Source organism: Burkholderia sp. PvR073 (assembly GCF_054055695.1).
The window spans coordinates 1461144-1480706 of sequence record NZ_JBSRXO010000001.1 but is presented as its reverse complement, the minus strand read 5'-3'; the positions used below and the strand labels follow the sequence as shown (position 1 = coordinate 1480706).

At 65.7% G+C, this 19563-nt stretch carries 18 protein-coding genes; 14 read left to right on the top strand and 4 right to left on the bottom strand.

Features of this window, described 5'->3' with window-relative positions:
• The first annotated feature begins 20 nt into the window (after positions 1 to 20).
• Genes ACVK00_RS06620 through ACVK00_RS06610 form a run of 3 tightly spaced genes read left to right on the top strand, consistent with a single transcriptional unit; the run spans position 21 to position 4674 of the window.
• A complete protein-coding gene (locus tag ACVK00_RS06620) occupies positions 21 to 758 on the top strand; it encodes an OmpW/AlkL family protein (protein ID WP_284894201.1) in 738 nt (245 codons plus the stop codon).
• 57 nt (positions 759 to 815) lie between these two features.
• The gene (locus ACVK00_RS06615; protein WP_354123235.1) at positions 816 to 3794 is read left to right on the top strand and encodes a molybdopterin-dependent oxidoreductase; all 2979 of its coding nucleotides are present in this window, start codon (positions 816 to 818) and stop codon (positions 3792 to 3794) included.
• Positions 3795 to 3804: 10 nt separating this feature from the next.
• Positions 3805 to 4674 (top strand): 4Fe-4S dicluster domain-containing protein, encoded by an 870-nt coding sequence (locus tag ACVK00_RS06610; protein ID WP_284894199.1) that lies wholly within the window; start codon positions 3805 to 3807, stop codon positions 4672 to 4674.
• 90 nt (positions 4675 to 4764) lie between these two features.
• On the opposite strand, the gene ACVK00_RS06605 is transcribed toward ACVK00_RS06610, so the two are convergent.
• Entirely contained in the window at positions 4765 to 5685 is a 921-nt protein-coding gene (locus ACVK00_RS06605; protein ID WP_435521282.1) for a LysR substrate-binding domain-containing protein, read from the bottom strand.
• A gap of 110 nt (positions 5686 to 5795) precedes the next feature.
• Between ACVK00_RS06605 and ACVK00_RS06600 the strand changes: the two genes are divergently transcribed.
• From ACVK00_RS06600 to ACVK00_RS06575, 6 genes are all read left to right on the top strand, one after another.
• Positions 5796 to 6533, top strand: coding sequence for an SDR family oxidoreductase (locus tag ACVK00_RS06600; RefSeq protein ID WP_284894196.1), 738 nt, complete (start codon positions 5796 to 5798; stop codon positions 6531 to 6533).
• A 57-nt stretch (positions 6534 to 6590) separates the two neighbouring features.
• Positions 6591 to 7673, top strand: a complete 1083-nt coding sequence (locus ACVK00_RS06595) for an alkene reductase (RefSeq protein WP_284894195.1) — start codon at positions 6591 to 6593, stop codon at positions 7671 to 7673.
• 374 nt (positions 7674 to 8047) lie between these two features.
• Positions 8048 to 8884, top strand: a complete 837-nt coding sequence (locus ACVK00_RS06590; RefSeq protein ID WP_284894194.1) for an alpha/beta fold hydrolase — start codon at positions 8048 to 8050, stop codon at positions 8882 to 8884.
• 232 nt (positions 8885 to 9116) lie between these two features.
• The gene (gene acuR / locus ACVK00_RS06585; protein WP_284894193.1) at positions 9117 to 9755 is read left to right on the top strand and encodes an acrylate utilization transcriptional regulator AcuR; all 639 of its coding nucleotides are present in this window, start codon (positions 9117 to 9119) and stop codon (positions 9753 to 9755) included.
• 45 nt (positions 9756 to 9800) lie between these two features.
• Positions 9801 to 10784 carry an acrylyl-CoA reductase (NADPH) gene (acuI, locus tag ACVK00_RS06580; RefSeq protein WP_284894192.1) on the top strand — a complete coding sequence of 328 codons (984 nt, stop codon included), beginning with the start codon at positions 9801 to 9803 and terminating at the stop codon, positions 10782 to 10784.
• A 79-nt stretch (positions 10785 to 10863) separates the two neighbouring features.
• The gene (locus ACVK00_RS06575; RefSeq protein WP_284894190.1) at positions 10864 to 11442 is read left to right on the top strand and encodes a peroxidase-related enzyme; all 579 of its coding nucleotides are present in this window, start codon (positions 10864 to 10866) and stop codon (positions 11440 to 11442) included.
• Positions 11443 to 11553: 111 nt separating this feature from the next.
• Here the strand turns inward: ACVK00_RS06575 and ACVK00_RS06570 are convergent, their stop codons facing one another.
• The gene (locus tag ACVK00_RS06570; protein ID WP_228908508.1) at positions 11554 to 12435 is read right to left on the bottom strand and encodes an SDR family NAD(P)-dependent oxidoreductase; all 882 of its coding nucleotides are present in this window, start codon (positions 12433 to 12435) and stop codon (positions 11554 to 11556) included.
• A gap of 173 nt (positions 12436 to 12608) precedes the next feature.
• Positions 12609 to 13187, bottom strand: a complete 579-nt coding sequence (locus tag ACVK00_RS06565) for a TetR/AcrR family transcriptional regulator (RefSeq protein ID WP_228908509.1) — start codon at positions 13185 to 13187, stop codon at positions 12609 to 12611.
• Positions 13188 to 13391: 204 nt separating this feature from the next.
• Between ACVK00_RS06565 and zwf the strand changes: the two genes are divergently transcribed.
• Positions 13392 to 14867 carry a glucose-6-phosphate dehydrogenase gene (gene zwf / locus ACVK00_RS06560; protein WP_126226152.1) on the top strand — a complete coding sequence of 492 codons (1476 nt, stop codon included), beginning with the start codon at positions 13392 to 13394 and terminating at the stop codon, positions 14865 to 14867.
• Positions 14868 to 14987: 120 nt separating this feature from the next.
• Here zwf and ACVK00_RS06555 read toward each other — a convergent pair whose 3' ends face one another.
• Positions 14988 to 15932, bottom strand: coding sequence for a LysR family transcriptional regulator (locus ACVK00_RS06555; protein WP_284894189.1), 945 nt, complete (start codon positions 15930 to 15932; stop codon positions 14988 to 14990).
• Positions 15933 to 16042: 110 nt separating this feature from the next.
• Between ACVK00_RS06555 and ACVK00_RS06550 the strand changes: the two genes are divergently transcribed.
• From ACVK00_RS06550 to dkgB, 4 genes are all read left to right on the top strand, one after another.
• Positions 16043 to 17245 (top strand): MFS transporter, encoded by a 1203-nt coding sequence (locus ACVK00_RS06550; RefSeq protein ID WP_228908511.1) that lies wholly within the window; start codon positions 16043 to 16045, stop codon positions 17243 to 17245.
• Positions 17246 to 17274: 29 nt separating this feature from the next.
• Positions 17275 to 17598 (top strand): MoaF-related domain-containing protein, encoded by a 324-nt coding sequence (locus tag ACVK00_RS06545; protein WP_228908512.1) that lies wholly within the window; start codon positions 17275 to 17277, stop codon positions 17596 to 17598.
• Positions 17599 to 17614: 16 nt separating this feature from the next.
• Positions 17615 to 18565: an LLM class oxidoreductase gene (locus tag ACVK00_RS06540; protein ID WP_284894187.1), complete on the top strand. Its 951-nt coding sequence runs from the start codon at positions 17615 to 17617 to the stop codon at positions 18563 to 18565.
• 151 nt (positions 18566 to 18716) lie between these two features.
• Positions 18717 to 19523 carry a 2,5-didehydrogluconate reductase DkgB gene (gene dkgB / locus ACVK00_RS06535; protein WP_284894186.1) on the top strand — a complete coding sequence of 269 codons (807 nt, stop codon included), beginning with the start codon at positions 18717 to 18719 and terminating at the stop codon, positions 19521 to 19523.
• Positions 19524 to 19563: the final 40 nt, after the last annotated feature.

Sequence of the window (19563 nt, the reverse complement as noted above, 5' to 3'; positions counted from 1 at the left end):
CGAGACAGAGGAGACACAAGATGAATTTCAGGCGGACGACGCGTTTCGCAGGCGTGGCGGTTTGTATCGGCTCGGCTTTGCTTGCCGACGATGTGCAGGCACAGACGGCCGGAAGCATTACGACATCGGTAGGATGGCTACACATTTCCCCTCAGGGCAGCGCAACGCCCCTGACCGTGCAAAGTGTCGGCGGCGTAACGGTGAATCACGAACTGACCGGTAGCAGCGCACATGCCAGTTCGACGGATACGCTCGGCATTACCAACGAGTACTACGTCACCGACCACTTCGGCGTCGCGATGCTTTTTGGAATGCCGCTGAAAGTCAATCTGATTGGCGACGGGACGTTGCAGAAGTACGGCACGCTCGGCACGACAAGGCCGATGCCGCCCGCGATCGAACTTCGATACCACCTGTTTTCTGCCACATCGAAATTCCGGCCGTACCTGGGCATTGGCGCGAACTATACGTGGTTCACCCAGGTTCGAGCCACCAACAGCCGGTTCGTCTCCGACAGCTTCGGGCCGGGCGGCTCGGCGCGCGCGACGCTCAGCGCTTCGTGGAACCCCGTGTTCGAGATCGGGGCGAATTACGCGGTGACCAGACACTGGTCTGTCGGAACCTCCGTCAACTACATGCCGGTGAAGACCCACCTCACGTTATACGGACAGACCGCGACGGGGACGCAGATCGTTTCCAAATCGACGCTCCGGCTCAATCCCGTCAGCGTTTTCCTGAACGTCGCCTATACGTTCTGACGAGCACGCCGGATGCCAGCCCCCCCCCCGCATCGAAGCAACACATAGGATCGAACGATGAAACGACAGGTTCTCAAGACCATTCTGTTTGCATTGCCCAAGGTTCTGGACCTGACGGCGCGCCGCTTCCCCGCCTACCGGGAACGTCTCAAGGAGCGCAATCTCGTCGCGTGGATCGGGCTCATGGATCAAAGCATGGGTCGCGTCATCGAGTTCAAGAATGGCCGCATTCGGTCGCGCGCCGGCAAGCACCCGCGGCCCGACGTGCGCATGGCCTTCAAGGATGTCGCCACCGCCCTGAAGTTTCTTTCCCCCAGCCCGGACCAGAGCGAAATCATCCACGCCGCCAAGAACTTCAAGGTCGTCACGGAGGGCGAGGACGAACTGCTGGTTTGGCTCATGCAAACGCTGAGCATGATGCGCACCGTCGGCCTGCCGATGGGCACGCCCATGCGCGATGGCACCCGGCGCTACACCACCTGTACCAATGGCGGGCCGCTGTTCGTCTACGTCAAGGATGATCGCATCGTCCGCGTGACCCCGATCGAGCTGGACGATACGGATGCGTCGAGCTGGGTAATCGACGCACGTGGACGCCGCTTCAGCCCGCCACGGCGTGGCTTGGTCGCGCCGCACGCGTTGACCCTCAAGTCGTTGGTCTACTCCGACAAGCGCATCCTTCACCCGATGAAACGGGTCGACTTCGACCCTGACGGCGAGCGCAATCCCCAGAACCGCGGCAAGTCCGGCTATGTGCGTATCAGCTGGGACGAGGCCCTGGACATCGTCGCCAAGGAGATCAACCGGCAGAAGCGCGTTCACGGCCCCGGTTCCATCACCTTCCCGATGTCGTCTCACCATCAGTGGGGCAACGTGGGCTACTACCTCAGCGCGCTGACGCGCTTCGCCAACCTGATCGGCTTCACGCGAGTCGCCGCGAATCCGGACAGCTGGGAAGGCTGGTACTGGGGCGCCATGCACCATTTCGGCAACTCGATGCGCGTCGGCGTGCCCTCCGGCTATGGCGGCCTCGAGGACGCGCTCAAGGAAGCCGAAATGATCGTCTTCTGGTCCTGCGACCCCGAAAGTACCAACGGCGCCTACGCGGGATTCGAGGGAACGCCGCGCCGTCTGTGGGCCAAGGAGCTCGGCATCGAGTTCGTTCATATCGACCCGCACTGCAATCCGACCGCACAGCTGCTGGGCGGCCGCTGGATCCCGGTCCGGCCGCAAACCGATGCCACGCTGGCTACCGCGATCATGTACGTATGGGCCGTGGAGGGCCTGTACGACAAGGACTACGTCGCGGCGCGCACGACCGGTTTTGACGATTGGAAGGCCTACTTGCTGGGCGAAACCGACGGTACGCCCAAGACGCCCGAGTGGCAGGAGAGCGAGACCGGCGTGCCGGCCAAGGACGTCCGCGCGCTGGCGCGCCTGTGGGGAAACAAGAAGGTTCATCTCGCCGTCGGGATGACCGGCGCGGGATTCGGTGGCGCGGGCCGCGGGGCGACCGGCGCGCAATGGGCGCGTTGCATGATCATGATGATGGCCATGCAGGGCTGGGGCAAGCCGGGGGTGAATTTCGGCTGCCTCGAAATCGGCGTCCCGCACGATCTCCAGTTCTACTTCCCCGGCTACGCGGACGGCGGCATTTCAGGCGACCTGGCGTGGACCGCCAACGCGGTGGACAACTACCAGCGCATGCCGCACATCCTCACCATGAATCCGGTCAAGCAGATGGTGCCGCGCCAGCAGCTGCCCGATGCGATTCTCAACGGTCACGCCACCGGTTATCTGTGGGACGGCATGTCCCAGGAAGCGCAGTTCGCGCCGTTCACCTACCCGATGCCCGGCTATTCGCCGATCCACATGATCTATCGCTATGGCGGATCGTCGTTCAGTACCGTGACGAATTCCGGACGCTGGACCGAGGCCTACCGGCACTCGAGTATCGAGTTCGTGGTCAATCAGTCGATCTGGATGGAAGGCGAGGCACAGTTCGCCGACATCATCCTGCCCGCGTGCACGTCGCTGGAGCGTTGGGACATCGGGGAATGGGCGAATTCGGGCGGCTACGCGCACCACGGGTATGGCACGGTCAACCATCGCATGCTGACCATGCAGCACAAGTGCATCGAGCCTTTGGGCGAGTCCCGCTCCGACTACGACATCTTCACCGCCATCCTGATCCGGTTGGGCCTCGGTGGCATCTTCACCGAAGGCTGCAGCGATCTCGACTGGGTCAAGCGCGTCTTCGACTCGTCGGATCTGCCCGATCACATTTCGTGGCGCGAATTCTGCCGCAAGGGCTACTTCGTCGTGCCGCCCGAAAAGCCCGAGCTTCGCCATCCCGTGGACATGCGTTGGTATGCGGAAGACCGGAAGAAGGACCTGCCAGAGCCTCATCCGCTGCCGTCACAGTTCTCGGAAAAGTTCGGCAAGGGCCTGCAGACGCCAAGCGGCAAGCTGGAGTTCGTGCCCGAGTTGCTGAAGCGGCACACGGCGGACAACCCCGAGCGGCCGCCGCTCAACCGATATATCCCCTCCTGGGAGGGTCTGCGCTCGGACCTGGCGCGGCGCTATCCGCTGCAATTGATCGCCACCCACAGCCGCTACAGCTTTCATACCCATTGTGACGGCAAGAACTCCGCGGTGAACGGCATCGACGATCACCGCGCGCTGATCGCGGGGCACCGCTTCTGGCTGCTGAGGCTCAATCCGGCCGACGCCGCCGCTCGACGCATTGCCCATCGCGATCTCGTCAAGGTGCACAACGACCGCGGCGCCGTGATCTGTGCGGCCGATGTCTCGCCGCTCGTGAACGCCGGCGTGGTGAAGTCCTACGAGGCGAGCGCCGAATTTCAGTTGATCGAAATCGACGGCGAGCAAGTCGAGATTGGCGGTTGCATGAACATGCTCACCCCTGACCGGCCGCAGACCGCCGGCACCAGCAGCATGAGCCCGAATTCCTGCCTGGTGCAGGTCGAGAAATGGCGCGGTGCCGAGGCGTTCATGCTCGGTCGCGCAGCGTGAGGAATGTCAAATGAGCAAGTGGAACCTGATTATCAAGGTCGGGCGTTGCGAGAACTGCCAGAACTGCGTGATCGCCGCACGGGACGAACACGTTGGCAACGACTTTCCCGGCTACGCCGCGCCCGCCTCGGCCAACGCCGAGAGCCCCATCCGCATCCTGCGCCGCGTACAGGGTGCCTCGCATATGGTCCAGACCACTTATTTGCCGGTGATGTGCAATCACTGTGACGACGCGCCCTGCATGCGTGTCGGCGGCGGCGCCATTCGCAAGCGTGCCGACGGCATCGTCATCATCGATCCGGACAAGGCACGAGGCCGCAAGGACATCGTCAAGGCCTGCCCTTACAAGGCAATCGTCTGGAACGAAGCGCTGCAACTGCCCCAGATCTGGATCTTCGATGCGCATTTGCTCGACCAGGGTTGGCCGCGCCCGCGTTGTCAGCAGTCGTGCCCCACCGATGTCTTCGAGACGGTCAAGCTCGACGATACGGCGATGGCCGAGAAGGCCCGACGGGAGGGACTCAAGGTATTGCGACCCGACCTGAGCACGAAGCCCCGCGTGTGGTACAGCGGCCTCGAGCGCTGGGAAACGTGCTTCGTCGGCGGAAGTGTCAGTGTCCAGGCAGGAGACGTGGTCGAGTGCGTCACGGACGCGGTCGTCGCGTTGTACGTCGGGAATATGCAGGTCGCCGAGACGGTCTCGAACGGTTTCGGTGATTTCCGGTTCGATGGCCTGGCCAAGGGCAGCGGCACCTACCGAGTCAAAATCCGACATGCCCTCGGCAACGCCTGGCGCGAGTGCGAATTGGGCGACAGCGTCTACCTGGGAGAAATCAGGCTCAGCCGGTCGAAAAATGCCGTGGCGATCGAATGTTCATGATCGGGGGAAGGCTGAACGCCGCGGTACTCGCACCGATTTCCCGCGCGCCGCCTTACCGCGGCGAGCCACCTGAACATCATCGGACCGGCGTCACTTATCGGCCGCATACGAAGCAAACACCTTCGTCAGGTGTGCGACGAATGCTTTGACATTCGGGCTGCTGCGCCGGCTCTCCGGCCACAGCGCCGTGATCGTGGAGCGCGGTTCGACGAACTCGGTGAGGAGCGGCACAAGCTCCCCGCGCTTGACGTAGGAATCGGCCACATAGGCGGGTGTAATGCCGACGCCTCCTCCGGCGGCCATCACGGCGGCGACGGCATCGCTGGTATCGACCACGATGCCGGCGTCCGGTATCAGGTCGAGCGATCCTTCACTGGTGACAAAATTCCAGCGGAAGACCTGTCCTGAACTCTGAAAGCGGAAATTCACACAATCGTGATCCACGAGGTCGTCGGGGTGTTTGGGGACACCGCGACGGGCCAGATAGTCCGGGGATGCATAGGCGCCGATATGGTGAGGGGAAAGCTGGCGCGAGATCAAGCGGGAACCGGTTAGATCTCCTACGCGAATGGCTACATCAACCCCTTCGCCGACCAGATCGACGAAATGGTCGCCCAGGCGCAGGTCGACGGACAGCTTGGGAAACCGCTTTCGAAACGCAGGTAGCGCAGGCGCGATCAGATGAATCCCGATCGGGAGCGGCGCGGTCACCTTCAGGATGCCGGCCGGCTCGGATCGTGCCGAGACCGCGGCCTGCTCGATGGCCTCCATTTCCGCAAGCAGGCGCAACGTGCGTTCATGCAGCTCGCGCCCCTCCTGGGTCAGCGTCAATGATCGGGTGGTCCGGTTGAACAGCTTGAGCTCGAAGTGCTGCTCGAGACGCTGGATGCTCTTGCTCACGGCCGACGGTGTGACGCCAAGCGCCCGAGCGGCGGCCGAATAACTCCCTAACGAGGCCGCACGGCTGAATGCAATGAGACCCGTCAGGCGGTCCAGGCTGATTTGTTCCATGGCGGAATGATTGAAGCGAGTTTGGCGCTGATTATCAATATCAATTGGCAAGTATAGAGTGCTGTCCAAGACGCCGCATCGGGTTGCGTCAGCCGACAGGACCTACTTTCATGACCACCAATTTCGCCGCCCATTCACTCGAGAATCAGTCCGTCCTCATCATCGGCGGAACCTCCGGCATTGGCCTTTCCGCGGCCAAACAAGCGAAGGCCGCCGGGGCGAACGTCACCGTGATCGGGTTCAACGCGGAGGGCGCTGAACGCGTCGCCGCCGAGCATGGTTTTGCGGGTTGGCGCGCCGCCGACGTGACCAAGCCGGAGACCCTCACCTCGGCGCTGGCCGACATCGCACACGTCGACCATCTCGTCCTCCTCGCAGGGACCTTCGTGGCAGGCAAGGTGCTGGAAGCGGATGTCGACTATCTGCGTCGTGCGTTCGACGAACGTGTGTGGGCAGCCGTGCACACGTTGCGCACGCTCGGTGATCGCCTGGCCGCCGATGGCTCCATCACCTTCATTTCAGGCGTGCTGGCCGACCGACCCAACGCCTACGGCACGGCCATTCTTGCGTCGGCGTCCGCCGCGATGGAAGCCCTGGCGCGGGGTTTGGTGCTTGAACTGGCGCCGCGCCGCGTCAACACCGTCTCGCCCGGCACCACCGACACGCCGCTGCTTGCTCGCACGCTCGGCGACGGTCGCGACGCGTACGTGAACGCATTGAAAGAAAAACTGCCGCTGCGTCGTTTGGGTACCGCTGACGAAGTGGGCGCCGCGGTGGTGTTCCTCATGAGCAACGGTTTCATGAACGGCGAGACGATCCACATCGACGGCGGCGCCCGTCTCGTGTGATGTGGCCTGAAAGGCTCGCGGTATTGCCACGCTGACAAGGAACAAGAAGGAGGTTTGGTGCCTACGCTGTTTGATCCCATTCGACTGGGCGCGATCGAAGCGCCCAACCGTATCCTGATGGCGCCCATGACACGTGCCCGGGGAACCCGCGAGCACGTACCCACCGCGATGATGGCCGACTATTACAGTCAGCGCGCATCCGCGGGTCTCATCATCTCGGAGGCCATCGGCATTTCCCGGCAGGGGCTGGGTTGGCCCTACGCCACCGGACTGTGGACGCCTGCCCAGGTTGCCGGCTGGCGAAAAGTGACCGACGCCGTGCACGAAGCGGGTGGTCGCATCGTGGCCCAGCTCTGGCATATGGGCCGCGTGGTGCATCCGAGCTTTCTCGATGGCGCGCAGCCTGTCTCGTCGTCCATCACGACCGCACCGGGCCATGCTCATACCTATGAAGGAAAGCAGTCCTACACGCCGGCGCGCGCACTGGCGACGCACGAAATTCCCGCCGTGATCGAACAGTTCGCCGCCGCTGCACGTAACTCACTGCAGGCCGGCTTCGACGGCGTGCAGTTGCATGCTTCGAACGGCTATCTGATCGATCAATTCCTGCGAGATAGCGCCAACTTCCGCGGCGACGCGTATGGCGGCTCGATCTCCAATCGGCTCCGGCTTCTGATCGAAGTAACCGAGGCTGTCGCGGATGTCGTGGGCGCCGACCGCACCAGCGTTCGCCTGTCTCCCAACGGCGAAACCCTGGGCGTGCGTGATAGCGATCCGTTGCCGCTGTTTATCGCGGCCGCCGAGGCGCTATCCACGGTCGGGATCGCGTTCCTGGAACTGCGTGAACCGCCACTGAACGGCAGTTTCGGCGTCGGCTATCTCGATCCGCTCGCGGCGCGGATCCGCCCGGCTTTCAAAGGACCGCTGGTGCTCAACTCGGATTTCGACGCGGCCCGAGCCCAGGCTGAACTCGACGCCGGGATTGGCGATGCCGTTGCGTTCGGGCGCCCTTTCATCGCGAATCCGGATTACCCCCGCCGTCTGGCCGACGCGATTCCGCTTGCGTCGGACGACCCGACCACGTGGTTCACGCAAGGCGCGGAGGGTTACGTCGATTACCCGGGCGCGGCGTCGGCTTGACGACACGCTGCGCGACGGGGCTCGTGGTCGGACGGCGCCATCGGCAACGACGCACTTGCCGATCCGGTCGCGTTCGTTGATGGTCGCTCGCTGACGCGGAATCTCACCCTCGCGGTGGTATCCGCGGCAATCGTGCCGCACATGTCGACATGCACCTCGTCGGTGTCACCGTGCGAAAGCCGTGGCCTCGATCGCATTTGCTTTTGACGCCACCAATCGCGAAGCCCAACTGCCGAGCGTGCCCATCACGCGGGGGTTCTTTTCGCCTGCATCCCGCGTTCCTGACGCATCGACCGCTTGAGGCCGCGCTGGCCGCTACGGCTACATTTGCGGCAACCGTTATTTCCCTGCAAACGTACGAAAGGAAAACCATCATGTCATTCGTTACCACGCAAGACGGCGTCCAGATTTTTTACAAGGACTGGGGTCCCAAGGACGCTCAGCCGATCGTCTTCCATCACGGCTGGCCGCTCTCCTCGGATGACTGGGATGCCCAAATGTTGTTTTTCCTGTCGAACGGGTATCGCGTCATTGCCCACGACCGGCGAGGACATGGGCGCTCCGCGCAAGTCGCCGAAGGTCACGACATGAACCATTACGCGGCCGATGCGTTCGCCGTGGCCGAAGCACTGGATCTCCGGCATGCAGTGCATATCGGCCACTCCACCGGCGGCGGCGAAGTCGCCCGCTATGTCGCAAGGCACGGCGAACCCGCCGGGCGTGTCGCCAAGGCGATACTGGTCAGCGCGGTGACACCGCTGATGCTGAAGACGCAGGCCAACCCCGACGGGGTGCCGATCGAGGTGTTCGACGGGTTGCGTGCCGGCACGGCGGCCAATCGCGCCCAGTTCTTTCTCGATGTGCCGAGCGGCCCGTTTTACGGATTCAATCGAACCGGCGCGAAGATCGATCAAGGCGTCATTCGGAACTGGTGGCGCCAAGCCATGATGGGCAGCGCCAACGCGCATTACGAGGGCATCAAGGCGTTCTCCGAGACCGACCAGACCGACGATCTCAAGGCGATCAGCGTGCCGACGCTTGTGCTGCATGGCGAAGACGACCAGATCGTCCCCTATGAGAATGCTGCGCTGAAGGCAATCAAACTGCTCGAGAACGGCACATTGAAGACCTATCCGGGCTACGGCCACGGCATGCTGACGGTCAATGCCGATGTGCTCAATGCGGATCTGCTGACCTTCGTGAAGGCTTGAAGATTCTCAAATCGATTCGTCATCCGATGTTTCAGCGTGACGAGGCCGGGGAAGCGCATTCCGGATGACGGGTCGCTTCCCGGTCAATCGATGACTGACAGCCACGCGTTCGGGAAAGCGGTCGGCTACCAGGACCGCGGCCTGGTGACATCCAGTCGACGATCCGGCACGTTATCGGCCATGTCGTCGAGCGAGCTATTGATTTTTGAGACGAACGGTCTATTATTCGCCCATGGACGTTCGAACTGATCCGCCTCGCCGCCGCGGCAGGCCACCGAAGCAGCACGAAGACCTTGTCGCGACGCGCGACATGCTGTTGCGCACCGGGCTGGAAGTGCTCACCGAGAAGGGCTTTTCGGCCACCGGGCTCGACGAGATCCTTGGGCGCGCCGGCGTGCCCAAGGGCTCGTTCTATCACTACTTCGACAGCAAGGAGGCGTTCGGCCTCGAACTGATCGATCGCTACGCGGACTTCTTCGCCCGCAAGCTGGACCGTCATTTCAGCCAGCCCGAGCCGTCGCCGCTGGCTCGCGTGCGCGCGTTCGTCGACGATGCACGCGACGGCATGGCGCGCCATGAATACAGCCGCGGCTGCCTGATCGGCAACCTCGGCCAGGAAATGGGCGCACTGCCGGAGAGTTTCCGTGCGCGTCTGCGCGCGACGTTCGAGGACTGGCAACGCCGGCTGGCCGCCTGCCTGACCGCGGCCCAGCAAGCCGGCGAGCTCGCCGATTCGGCAGACCCCGCCGAGCTGGCCGCGTGCTTCTGGATCGGCTGGGAAGGCGCCGTGCTGCGCGCGAAGCTCGAACGCAGCGACGTGCCGCTTGCGCTGTTCGCGCAGTTTTTCTTCAATGCATTACCTCGCCGCTGAATTTTTTTGCCATTAACTAGACGATCGGTCTAAAAAGGAGGACGCATGTTCCAGGGCATCGTGATCGACAAGGACGAAACCGGCCAGCACGCGCGGCTGCAGACGCTGGACGACGCGCAGTTGCCTGCGGGCAACGTGACGATCCGGGTCGGCTATTCGACGTTGAACTACAAGGACGGGCTGGCGATCACCGGCAAGAGCCCGGTGGTCCGCAAATTCCCGATGGTGCCGGGCATCGATCTGGTCGGCGAAGTCGAGCACAGCACGCATCCGGATTACCGCGCGGGCGATCGCGTCGTGCTCAACGGCTGGGGCGTCGGCGAAACGCACTGGGGCGGCCTGGCCCAGAAGGCACGCGTCGACGGCGACTGGCTGGTGCCGCTGCCGTCCGCGTTTTCGCCGCAACAGGCGATGGCCATCGGCACGGCGGGCTACACCGCGATGCTGTGCGTGATGGCGCTGGAGCGGCATGGCGTGCGCCCGGACGATGGCGAGATCGTCGTGACCGGCGCGGCAGGTGGCGTCGGCAGCGTCGCCATCGCCCTGCTCGCGCGGCTCGGCTATCGCGTCGTCGCCGTGACCGGCCGCCCGGCCGATGCCGACTACCTGCGGCAGCTCGGCGCGTCGGAGATCCTCGACCGGTCGCAATTCGGCGCACCGGGCAAGCCGCTCGGCAAGGAACGCTGGGCCGGCGCGGTCGACGTCGCGGGCAGTCACGTGCTCGCCAACGTGTGCGCGACCACGCGCTATCGTGGCGTGGTGACGGCCTGCGGCCTCGCCGCCGGCATGGACTTTCCTGCCACCGTCGCGCCGTTCATCCTGCGCGGCGTGACGCTCGTCGGCATCGACAGCGTGATGTGCCCGCGCGCCGAGCGGCTGGAGGCATGGCGCCGGCTCGCGTCCGATCTCGATGTCGAGAAGCTGGGCGCGATCGGTCATCAGGTCAGCCTGGGCAACGCCATACCGCTTGCCGAGGAACTGATCGCCGGCAAGATACGCGGCCGCATCGTCGTGGACGTCAACGCATGACGCCGGCAACCCGTCGTTTCATGTCCGGCCCGCGGCTCGCGCGTCGCGTTCGCCCGTGCCACTTTATCCAGGAGACCTCATGACCGCTGCCAACCACGCGCCCGTCAGCCGCTTTCCGGTGCCGGCGCTCGACGACCTGCCCGACGACATTCGCGCACGGATCGCTGCCGTCCAGGAAAAGTCGGGCTTCATCCCGAACGTATTCCTCACGCTCGCGCATCGCCCGGACGAGTTTCGCGCGTTCATGGCGTACCACGACGCGCTGATGGACAAGCCGGGCAACCTCACCAAGGCCGAACGGGAAATGATCGTCGTGGCCACCAGCGCCGTGAACCAGTGCCAGTACTGCGTCATCGCGCACGGCGCGATCCTGCGCATTCGCGCGAAGGATCCGCTGATCGCCGACCAGGTCGCGACCAACTACCGCAAGGCCGACCTCACCGTCCGGCAGAAGGCGATGCTCGACTTCGCGATGAAGGTGTCGCAAAGCGCACACCTGGTGGGCGAAGCGGACTTCGACACGCTGAAATCGCATGGCTTCACCGAAGAGGACGTCTGGGACATCGCGGCGATCTCGGCGTTCTTCGGCATGTCGAATCGCATCGCGAACGTGACGAACATGCGGCCCAACGCGGAGTTCTACACGCTGGGGCGCTGAGCGCGCGCCGGCCTCGGTCGGCGCGCTCCGCCGAGCCGGACGCTGGAACAGCGCGACACCGAACTGGATGTCGCGGTTCCGACGGGCCGGCTCACGGCAAGCAGGAGCCGGTCAGCGCTCGGTCCACTCCTTCAACGCGTCCAACCCGTCCGGCAGCGTCGCGTCCGGGAACATCGTCGACAGCGTCGCGTCCCGCCACCGTGCCGCCTCCTCCGCGCGCTGCGTTTCCGCCTGCTCGCACACGAACAGCGCATCGCTGCCGAGCAGCAGGCGCATCGGCACGTCGTCGCGACGCGACAGCTCGACGATCAGCGCCGCGATCCGTGCGGGATCGCCGACCTCGTGGCCGCCATACGCACCGAGCAGTTCGAGAATCTTCCCGACCGACGGCTGGTAGTCGGGCAGCAGGCCGTCGACGTGGCGCTTCGCCTGCGCGGCCCATTCGGTGCGCATCCCGCCCGGCTCGAGCGTGCACACGCGCACGCCGAACGGCGCGACTTCCTTCGACAGCACGTCGCTGAACCCGCCGACCGCCCACTTCGCGGCCTGATACGCGGACAGGCCGGCCGTCGCCGTGCGCCCGCCGACCGACGACACCTGGAAGATGTGGCCCGCGCGTTGCGCTCGCATCGTCGGCAGCACCGCGCGCGTCAGGTTGACCACGCCGAACAGGTTCGTTTCGATCTGGTCGCGGAAGTCATCGGCGCCCATCTGCTCGAACGGCGCCGTATGACCGTAGCCCGCGTTGTTCACCAGCACGTCGATGCGTCCGAACGCGTCGCGGGCGGCGGCCACGGCATGCGCGGCCGCCGCTGCGTCGGTCACGTCGAGCTCCATCGGCAGCAGCCGGTCGCCGTACCGCGCTTCCAAATCCGCGAGCCGCGCCGGATCGCGCGCGCCAGCCACCAGCCGGTCGCCCGCCGCCAGCACCGCTTCCGAGATTGCACGCCCCAGGCCGCGTGCGGCCCCTGTCACCAACCAGACTTTCGACATTTCCATTCCTCGACAAAGTTGAAATCACTAAAATGAATGATTACTCACTCATTAATATGGGCGCTGAACCGGTCGTTTTCACCGTGCGTCGCCCTGCCTGAAACCGCCTTCCATCGTCGCGGCCACGCGCGAACCGAACGCGCCGCCGCTCATCCCTCTACAACTTTCCGCTATCACACCGCGTGCAGCACGGCCCACAGCGCGCGAAACCCGGCTTCCCGGTACGCATCGGCCCGCGCCGGATCGCGTGCGATCGACTCCATCGCCGTTTCCGCGATCGACGTGAACAGCGCCGTGCAGAACGCATGCGCGTCGTCGGCGTCGAGCCCGCCCGCGGCGGCACTCTGCGCGCGCAGCAGCGCGGTGATCGCGCCGAAGCCCTCGGTGCCGGCCGCGCGATGCGCGTCGTCGATGCGGCCGCTCACGTCGAGCTGCCGCAGCGCGCGCTGCCCGTGCGGATCCGCGATACCCCACGACACATAGCTGTTCCACACATGCCGCATGGCCTGCTCGGCCGGCGCGTGCTCCGGAAACCCGGTGATCATCGCGTCGCGCAGGTCGGCCTTCAGGCTCAGGTACAGCGCGTTCAGCAGCGCATCCTTGGTCTCGAAATAGGTGAACACCGTGCCTTCCGCGACACCGGCGAGCCGCGCGATGCGCGCGGTGGTCGCACTCGCGCCGTCCTCCGCGAGCGCCCGGGCGGCCGCGGCGAGGATGGCGTCGTGCTTGTCGGGACTGCGCGGTCGGGCCACGTTCGATTCCTTTAATGAGTGAGCGCTCAATCATAATCGCGCCGACGGCTGGACGGCAAGCCCTGTTACAGATGGGGGGAACCGATCCGCAATCGGTCAAAAGCGTGCACTATTAGCGTTTCCACGTACTGGCACGCCAACACACCGGCGGCCGGCGCTTTGACGTTCGTTCCACGCTCACCCGTTTCAGACCGCGAACCACTCATGACGAATCAGCCCAACCAGACCGAAGCCGACCAGCCCGTCGACATGATCATCTTCGGCGGCGGCGGCGACCTGGCCGCCCGCAAGCTGTTGCCCGCGCTGTACATGGCGCACCTGCACTGCAACCTGCCGCCGCAGACGCGCATCATCGCGGTCGGCCGGCGCGACTGGGGCATCGACGGCTACCGCAAGTTCATGGACGAGCAGTCGCGCCCGTTCATCGACGAGAAGGCGTTCGACGCCGACGCGTGGGCCCGTTTCCTCGACCTGTTCAAGTACGTGCTGATCGACGTGAACGCGCCGGAAGACTATGCGCGGCTCGCCGAAGCGGCGCGCCCCGACGCGATCCACGTGTTCTACCTGTCGACGTCGCCGGAGCTGTTCACGACGATCTGCGACAACCTGTCGGCCGCGCACCTCGTCGATGCGCGCTCGCGCGTCGTGCTCGAAAAGCCGCTCGGCCACGATCTCGCGTCGGCGCAGGCGATCAACAATGCGGTCGGCCGGCATTTCGCGGAATCGCAGATCTACCGGATCGACCATTACCTCGGCAAGGAAACCGTGCAGAACCTGATGGTGCTGCGCTTCGGCAACCCGATCTTCGGGCCGCTGTGGCAGGCGCCGAGCATCCGCAGCGTGCAGATCACGGTGGCGGAGACGGTCGGCGTCGGCAGCCGCGCGGGCTTCTACGACCATACCGGCGCGCTGCGCGACATGGTGCAGAACCACCTGCTGCAACTGCTGTGCATCGTCGCGATGGAGCCGCCGGTGTCGCTCGACCCGGACGCGGTGCGCGACGAGAAGCTGAAGGTGCTGCGCTCGCTGCGACCGATGGCGCTGTCGGACGTCGCGCGCGATACCGTGCGCGGCCAGTACACGGCCGGCGCGGTCGACGGCCAGCCGGTCAAGGGTTATCTCGAGGAAGACAACGTGCCGGCGGACAGCCACGCGGAAACCTTCGTCGCGCTGCGCGCGCACATCAACAACTGGCGCTGGGCGAACGTGCCGTTCTTCCTGCGCACCGGCAAGCGGCTGCAGCGCCGCCAGTCGGAAATCGTGATCGAGTTCGCGGACATGCCGTTCTCGATCATCCCGACCGGCCCGCGCCACTACAGCAACCGCCTCGTGATCCAGTTGCAGCCGGAAGAATCGATCCAGCTGCAGATGCTCGCGAAGGAGCCGGGCAGCGGGATGAAGATGGTGCCCGTGAGCCTGAACCTCGACCTGCAGCAGGCGATTCCGGAACGGCGCGCGGAAGCCTACGAGCGGCTGCTGATCGATGTGATCCGCGGGCGTCTCACGCACTTCATGCGCCGCGACGAGCTCGAAGCCGCGTGGTCGTGGGTCGAGCCGATCCTCAACGGCTGGAAGCAGCTGGGCGACCGTCCGCGCCTCTACACGGCCGGCACGTTCGGGCCGGCGGCCTCGTCGGCGCTGCTGGCGCGCGACAACATGTCGTGGTCCGAGGAAGCCTGACCACGGCATGACGGCAGGCCCGCGGCGCACGCGGCGTGCGGCACGCCGGATCACACCGGGCACCCGATCGGGTGCCCGCCGCCAGCCCCCGCCGCCTATCGTCCTTCCAACGCTCCGCCGTTACAGCGGCTCCAGCCACGCAGCCTTGCGCCGCGCCGGCGCCCCGCTGCCGCCGCTGCCGCCGCCCAGCACCTCGACCACGTAATCGACGAACGACGCGATCCGCGACGAAATCGCGGTGTTCCGGTAATACACCGCGTTGATCGGCTGTTCGACGTCGAGCGTCTGCCGCGCGAGCACCTGCACGAGCCGGCCGGCCTCGCGATCCTGCGCGGTCATGAAATCCGACAGGCACACGACGCCCGCGCCCTCCAGCGCAAGCTGCCGCAGCGTCTCGCCGCTCGACGACCAGATGCCGGGCTCGATGCGGCACGGCTCGCCGTCCGCGCCGAGGATCGGCCAGACGTTCAGCAATTCGGGCTGCGTGAAGCCGAGCAGTGTGTGCCTGGCGAGATCCTCGACCTTGCGCGGCTGGCCGTGCGCTTCGATGTATGCAGGGCTCGCGAGGATGCGCAGGCGGCTGTTGCCGATGCGCCGGCTGTGCAGCGTCGAATCCTTGAGCCGGCCGATGCGGATCGCGACGTCGGTGCGCCGCTCCAGCAGGTCGATGATCCCCTCGTTGCTGTTCAGCTCCAGTTCGACCTTCGGGAACCGTTCGCGGTAGCCGTGCACGAGCGGCACGATCACGTGCAGCATGAACGGCGTCGCGGCATCGACGCGCAAGCGCCCCGACGGCATCTCGCGCCGCGCGAGCATCTGCTCCTCGGCGTTCTCGACCGATTCGATGATGGCCCGCGCATCCTGCAGGAACGCACGTCCTTCCTCGGTCAATTCAAGCCGGCGCGTGGTCCGGCGCAGCAGCGTGGTCTTCAGCTTCTCCTCGAGCCGCGCGAGCGTGCGGCTCGTGGCCGACACGGTGAGGTCGAGCTGCTGCGCGGCAGCGGTGATCGAACCGGAGTCGACCACGGCGGCAAAGGCCTGGAGTTCGTCGAGCGTGATCTTCATGGCTGGATTATTGATCCAAAATCAAAACAATTTGGTTTATAGACCCATTTTTCCGCAAAAGTAAAGACGGCACACTGCGCTCCATCGTCACCGGACCCTGGAGCACCGTCATGCCACTTGCCCTGCTTGCGCTGACCATCAGCGCGTTTGCCATCGGCACCACCGAATTCGTGATCGTCGGGCTGATCCCGACGATCGGCGCCGACCTCGGCGTCAGCCTGCCGTCGGCCGGCCTGCTCGTCAGCCTCTATGCACTGAGCGTCGCGATCGGCGCGCCGCTCCTCACCGCGCTCACCGGCCGCGTGCCGCGCAAGACGCTGCTCGCCGCGCTGATGGCGCTGTTCACCGTCGGCAACCTCGTGGCCTGGCAGGCGCCGGGCTACGAATCGCTGATCGTCGCGCGCGTGCTCACCGGCCTCGCCCACGGCGTGTTCTTCTCGGTCGGCTCGATCATCGCAACCACGCTCGTGCCGAAGGACAAGGCTGCCAGCGCGATCGCCACGATGTTCAGCGGGATGACCGTCGCGTTCGTCGCCGGCATTCCGCTCGGCACCTTCATCGGCCAGCACTTCGGCTGGCGCGCGACGTTCCTGGTCGTCGCGCTGTTCGGCCTCGTCGCATTCGTCGGCGCGGTCGCGTTCGTGCCGCGCGGCCTCCCGCGGACGCCGCCGGCGCCGCTCGCCCGCCAGTTCCGCGTGCTCGCCCAGCCGCGCCTGCTGCTCGTCTATGCGATGACGGCGGTCGGCTACGGCGGCTCGCTGATCGCGTTCACCTACATGGCGCCGCTGCTCGAACAGATCGCCGGCTTCACGCCGTCGCAGGTCAGTCTCGTGCTGGTCGGCTACGGCGTGTCGGTCGCGTTCGGCAACGTGTGGGGCGGCAAGCTCGCGGATGCCGTCGGCCCGGTCAAGGCGCTCAAGCGGATCTTCCTGTTGCTCGCGATCGTGCTGCTCGCGCTGACCTTCACGGTGCACGTGAAGTGGCTTGCGGTGCTGACGATGCTCGCATGGGGCGCCGTCGCATTCGGCAACGTGCCGGGCCTGCAGGTGTACGTCGTCAAGCAGGCGCGCCACTTCGCGCCGGACGCCACCGACGTCGCGTCGGGCTTCAACATCGCCGCGTTCAACCTCGGCGTCGCGGGCGGCTCGTCGCTCGGCGGCCTGATCGTCGCGAACGTCGGCCTCGGCCATACGCCGTGGATCGGCGCCGCCGTCACGCTCGGCGCATTCGCGCTGACCGCATTGAGCGGCCGCCTCGACCGCGGCCAGGGCCTGCCCGAACGCACGGCCGAACCCGTCGAACTCGCCCATTGAACGTCACTTTCCCGCAGGAGCGCATCAGCATGAACGCATCGACCCAACGTCCGCCGTTCGCCGGCAGGACTTTCGAAGTCCGTTACGACGGCCTCACCGCCCTGAACGCGTATGACGAGGACGGCCTCCACATGCGCTACGAGATCACCGAAGGCGCATACGCCGGCGCGAAGGGCGAAGTCGCGTACACGTGGCGTCACGTCGCCGGCGAGACCTACGCGATCTCGTGGCAGGAAGCCGACCGCGCGACGGTCGTGCACATCGACGATTTCGCCGCCGGCACGTCGCGCGCGTTCTTCACCGCGGCTTCGCTCGACTTCCACCGGCTCGAAGGCAGCCTGCGCGCGCGCTGAACGGAGCGACCCGACCATGCCCACTTCACTCGACAAGCTCGCCAGCGGCGGCTTCAGCATCGGCATCGAACTGCCGCTCGACAACGACTGGTCGCTGGCCGGCGCCGCGAAGCGCCAGCATGACGGCCGCCGCCCCGGCGTGCCCGACCTCGAACTTCATGCGACGCTCGCGCGACTGGCCGACACGCTCGGCTTCCGCGCGCTCTGGGTGCGCGACGTGCCGGTGTACGACCCGTCGTTCGGCGATGCCGCGCAAGTGTTCGAGACCTTCTCGTATCTCGGCTACCTCGCCGGCATCACGCGCGACATCCTACTCGGCACGGCGGCCGTCGTGCTGCCGCTGCGCGAACCGCTGCTGACGCTGAAATCGGCCGCGACGATCCAGGAGCTGAGCCACGGACGCCTGCTGCTCGGCGTCGCGAGCGGCGACCGGCCGGTCGAATATCCGCTGTTCGGCCGCGACTTCGCGTCACGCGGCGCGAATTTCCGCGACCAGATCGCGCTGCTGCGCGACGGCGCGCGCGGGCACCTGCCGCCGGGCCTGGACGTGTTGCCGGCCGCGCGTTCGCCGGTGCCGCTGCTCGTCGCGGGCCTCGCGCAGCAGACGCCCGCATGGATCGGCGAACACATGGACGGCTGCCTCGCCTATCCGGGCACGCCGGCCGATCACCTGCAGCGCGCCGCGAACTGGCGCGCGGTGGCCGGCGACAAGCCGTACGTGAGCTTCATCCACCTCGACCTCGCGGACGATCCGCACGAACCGCTTCAACGGCACCGCTTCGGCGCGCGCGCCGGGCGCGTCGCGCTGACGGAAGAGCTCGCGGCGATGCGCGACGCGGGCGTGCAGCACATCGGCCTGCATTTGCGCCGCAATCGCCGGCCGCTCGACGAGACGATGGCCGAGATTGCCGCGGACGTGCTGCCGGCGTTCCATCCGGCTCGCAACCCGCACACGTGCGTCGCATGAGGCCGGCCACGGCCCGTCGCGCGCCACGGCGGGCAACCGATCCTTGAATTTGAATCAAATATTTTTGACCTCTGAAGGCGTTTATCTCATCAGTCCCGAACGCCAGAATGACTTCCATACCGAACCCGTTCCACTTTCCCAGGAGCCCACGATGAGCAACGTTCCCGCATTCGGCCTCGGCACCTTCCGCCTGCAGGGCCAGGTCGTCATCGACTCGGTCCGCAATGGCCTCGACGTCGGCTACCGCGCGATCGACACCGCGCAGATCTACGGCAACGAAGCCGAAGTCGGCGAAGCGATCGCCGCATCGGGCGTGCGCCGCGAAGACCTGTTCCTCACGACCAAGATCTGGGTCGACAACTACGCGCCGGAAAAACTGGCAGCCAGCCTCGAGGAAAGCCTGCGCAAGCTGCGCACCGACACCGTCGACCTGACGCTGATCCACTGGCCGGCGCCGGGCAACGGCGTGTCGATCCAGGCGTTCATGACCGCGCTCGCCGACGCGAAGGCGAATGGCCTCACGCGCCAGATCGGCATCTCGAACTTCAACATCGAACTGACCAAGGAAGCGATCGCGGCCGTCGGCAAGGATGCGATCGCGACCAACCAGATCGAACTGAGCCCGTACCTGCAGAACCGCAAGCTGGTCGAGTTCCTGAACGGCGAAGGCATCCACGTGACGTCGTACATGACGCTCGCCTACGGCAAGGTGCTCGGCGACCCGGTGATCGGCGCGATCGCGCAACGTCACGACGCGACGCCGGCGCAAGTCGCGCTCGCGTGGGCGCTGCAGCTCGGCTACTCGGTGATCCCGTCGTCGACGAAGCGCGAGAACCTCGCGAGCAACCTGCTCGCGCAGACGCTGCGCCTGACCGACGAAGACATGGCGCAGATCGCCGCGCTCGAGCGCAACGGCCGCGAAGTCGACCCGGCCGGCCTCGCGCCGAAGTGGGACTGAACGCGCCGCACCCGTAATCGATTCGTCCGCGGCCAGCCGG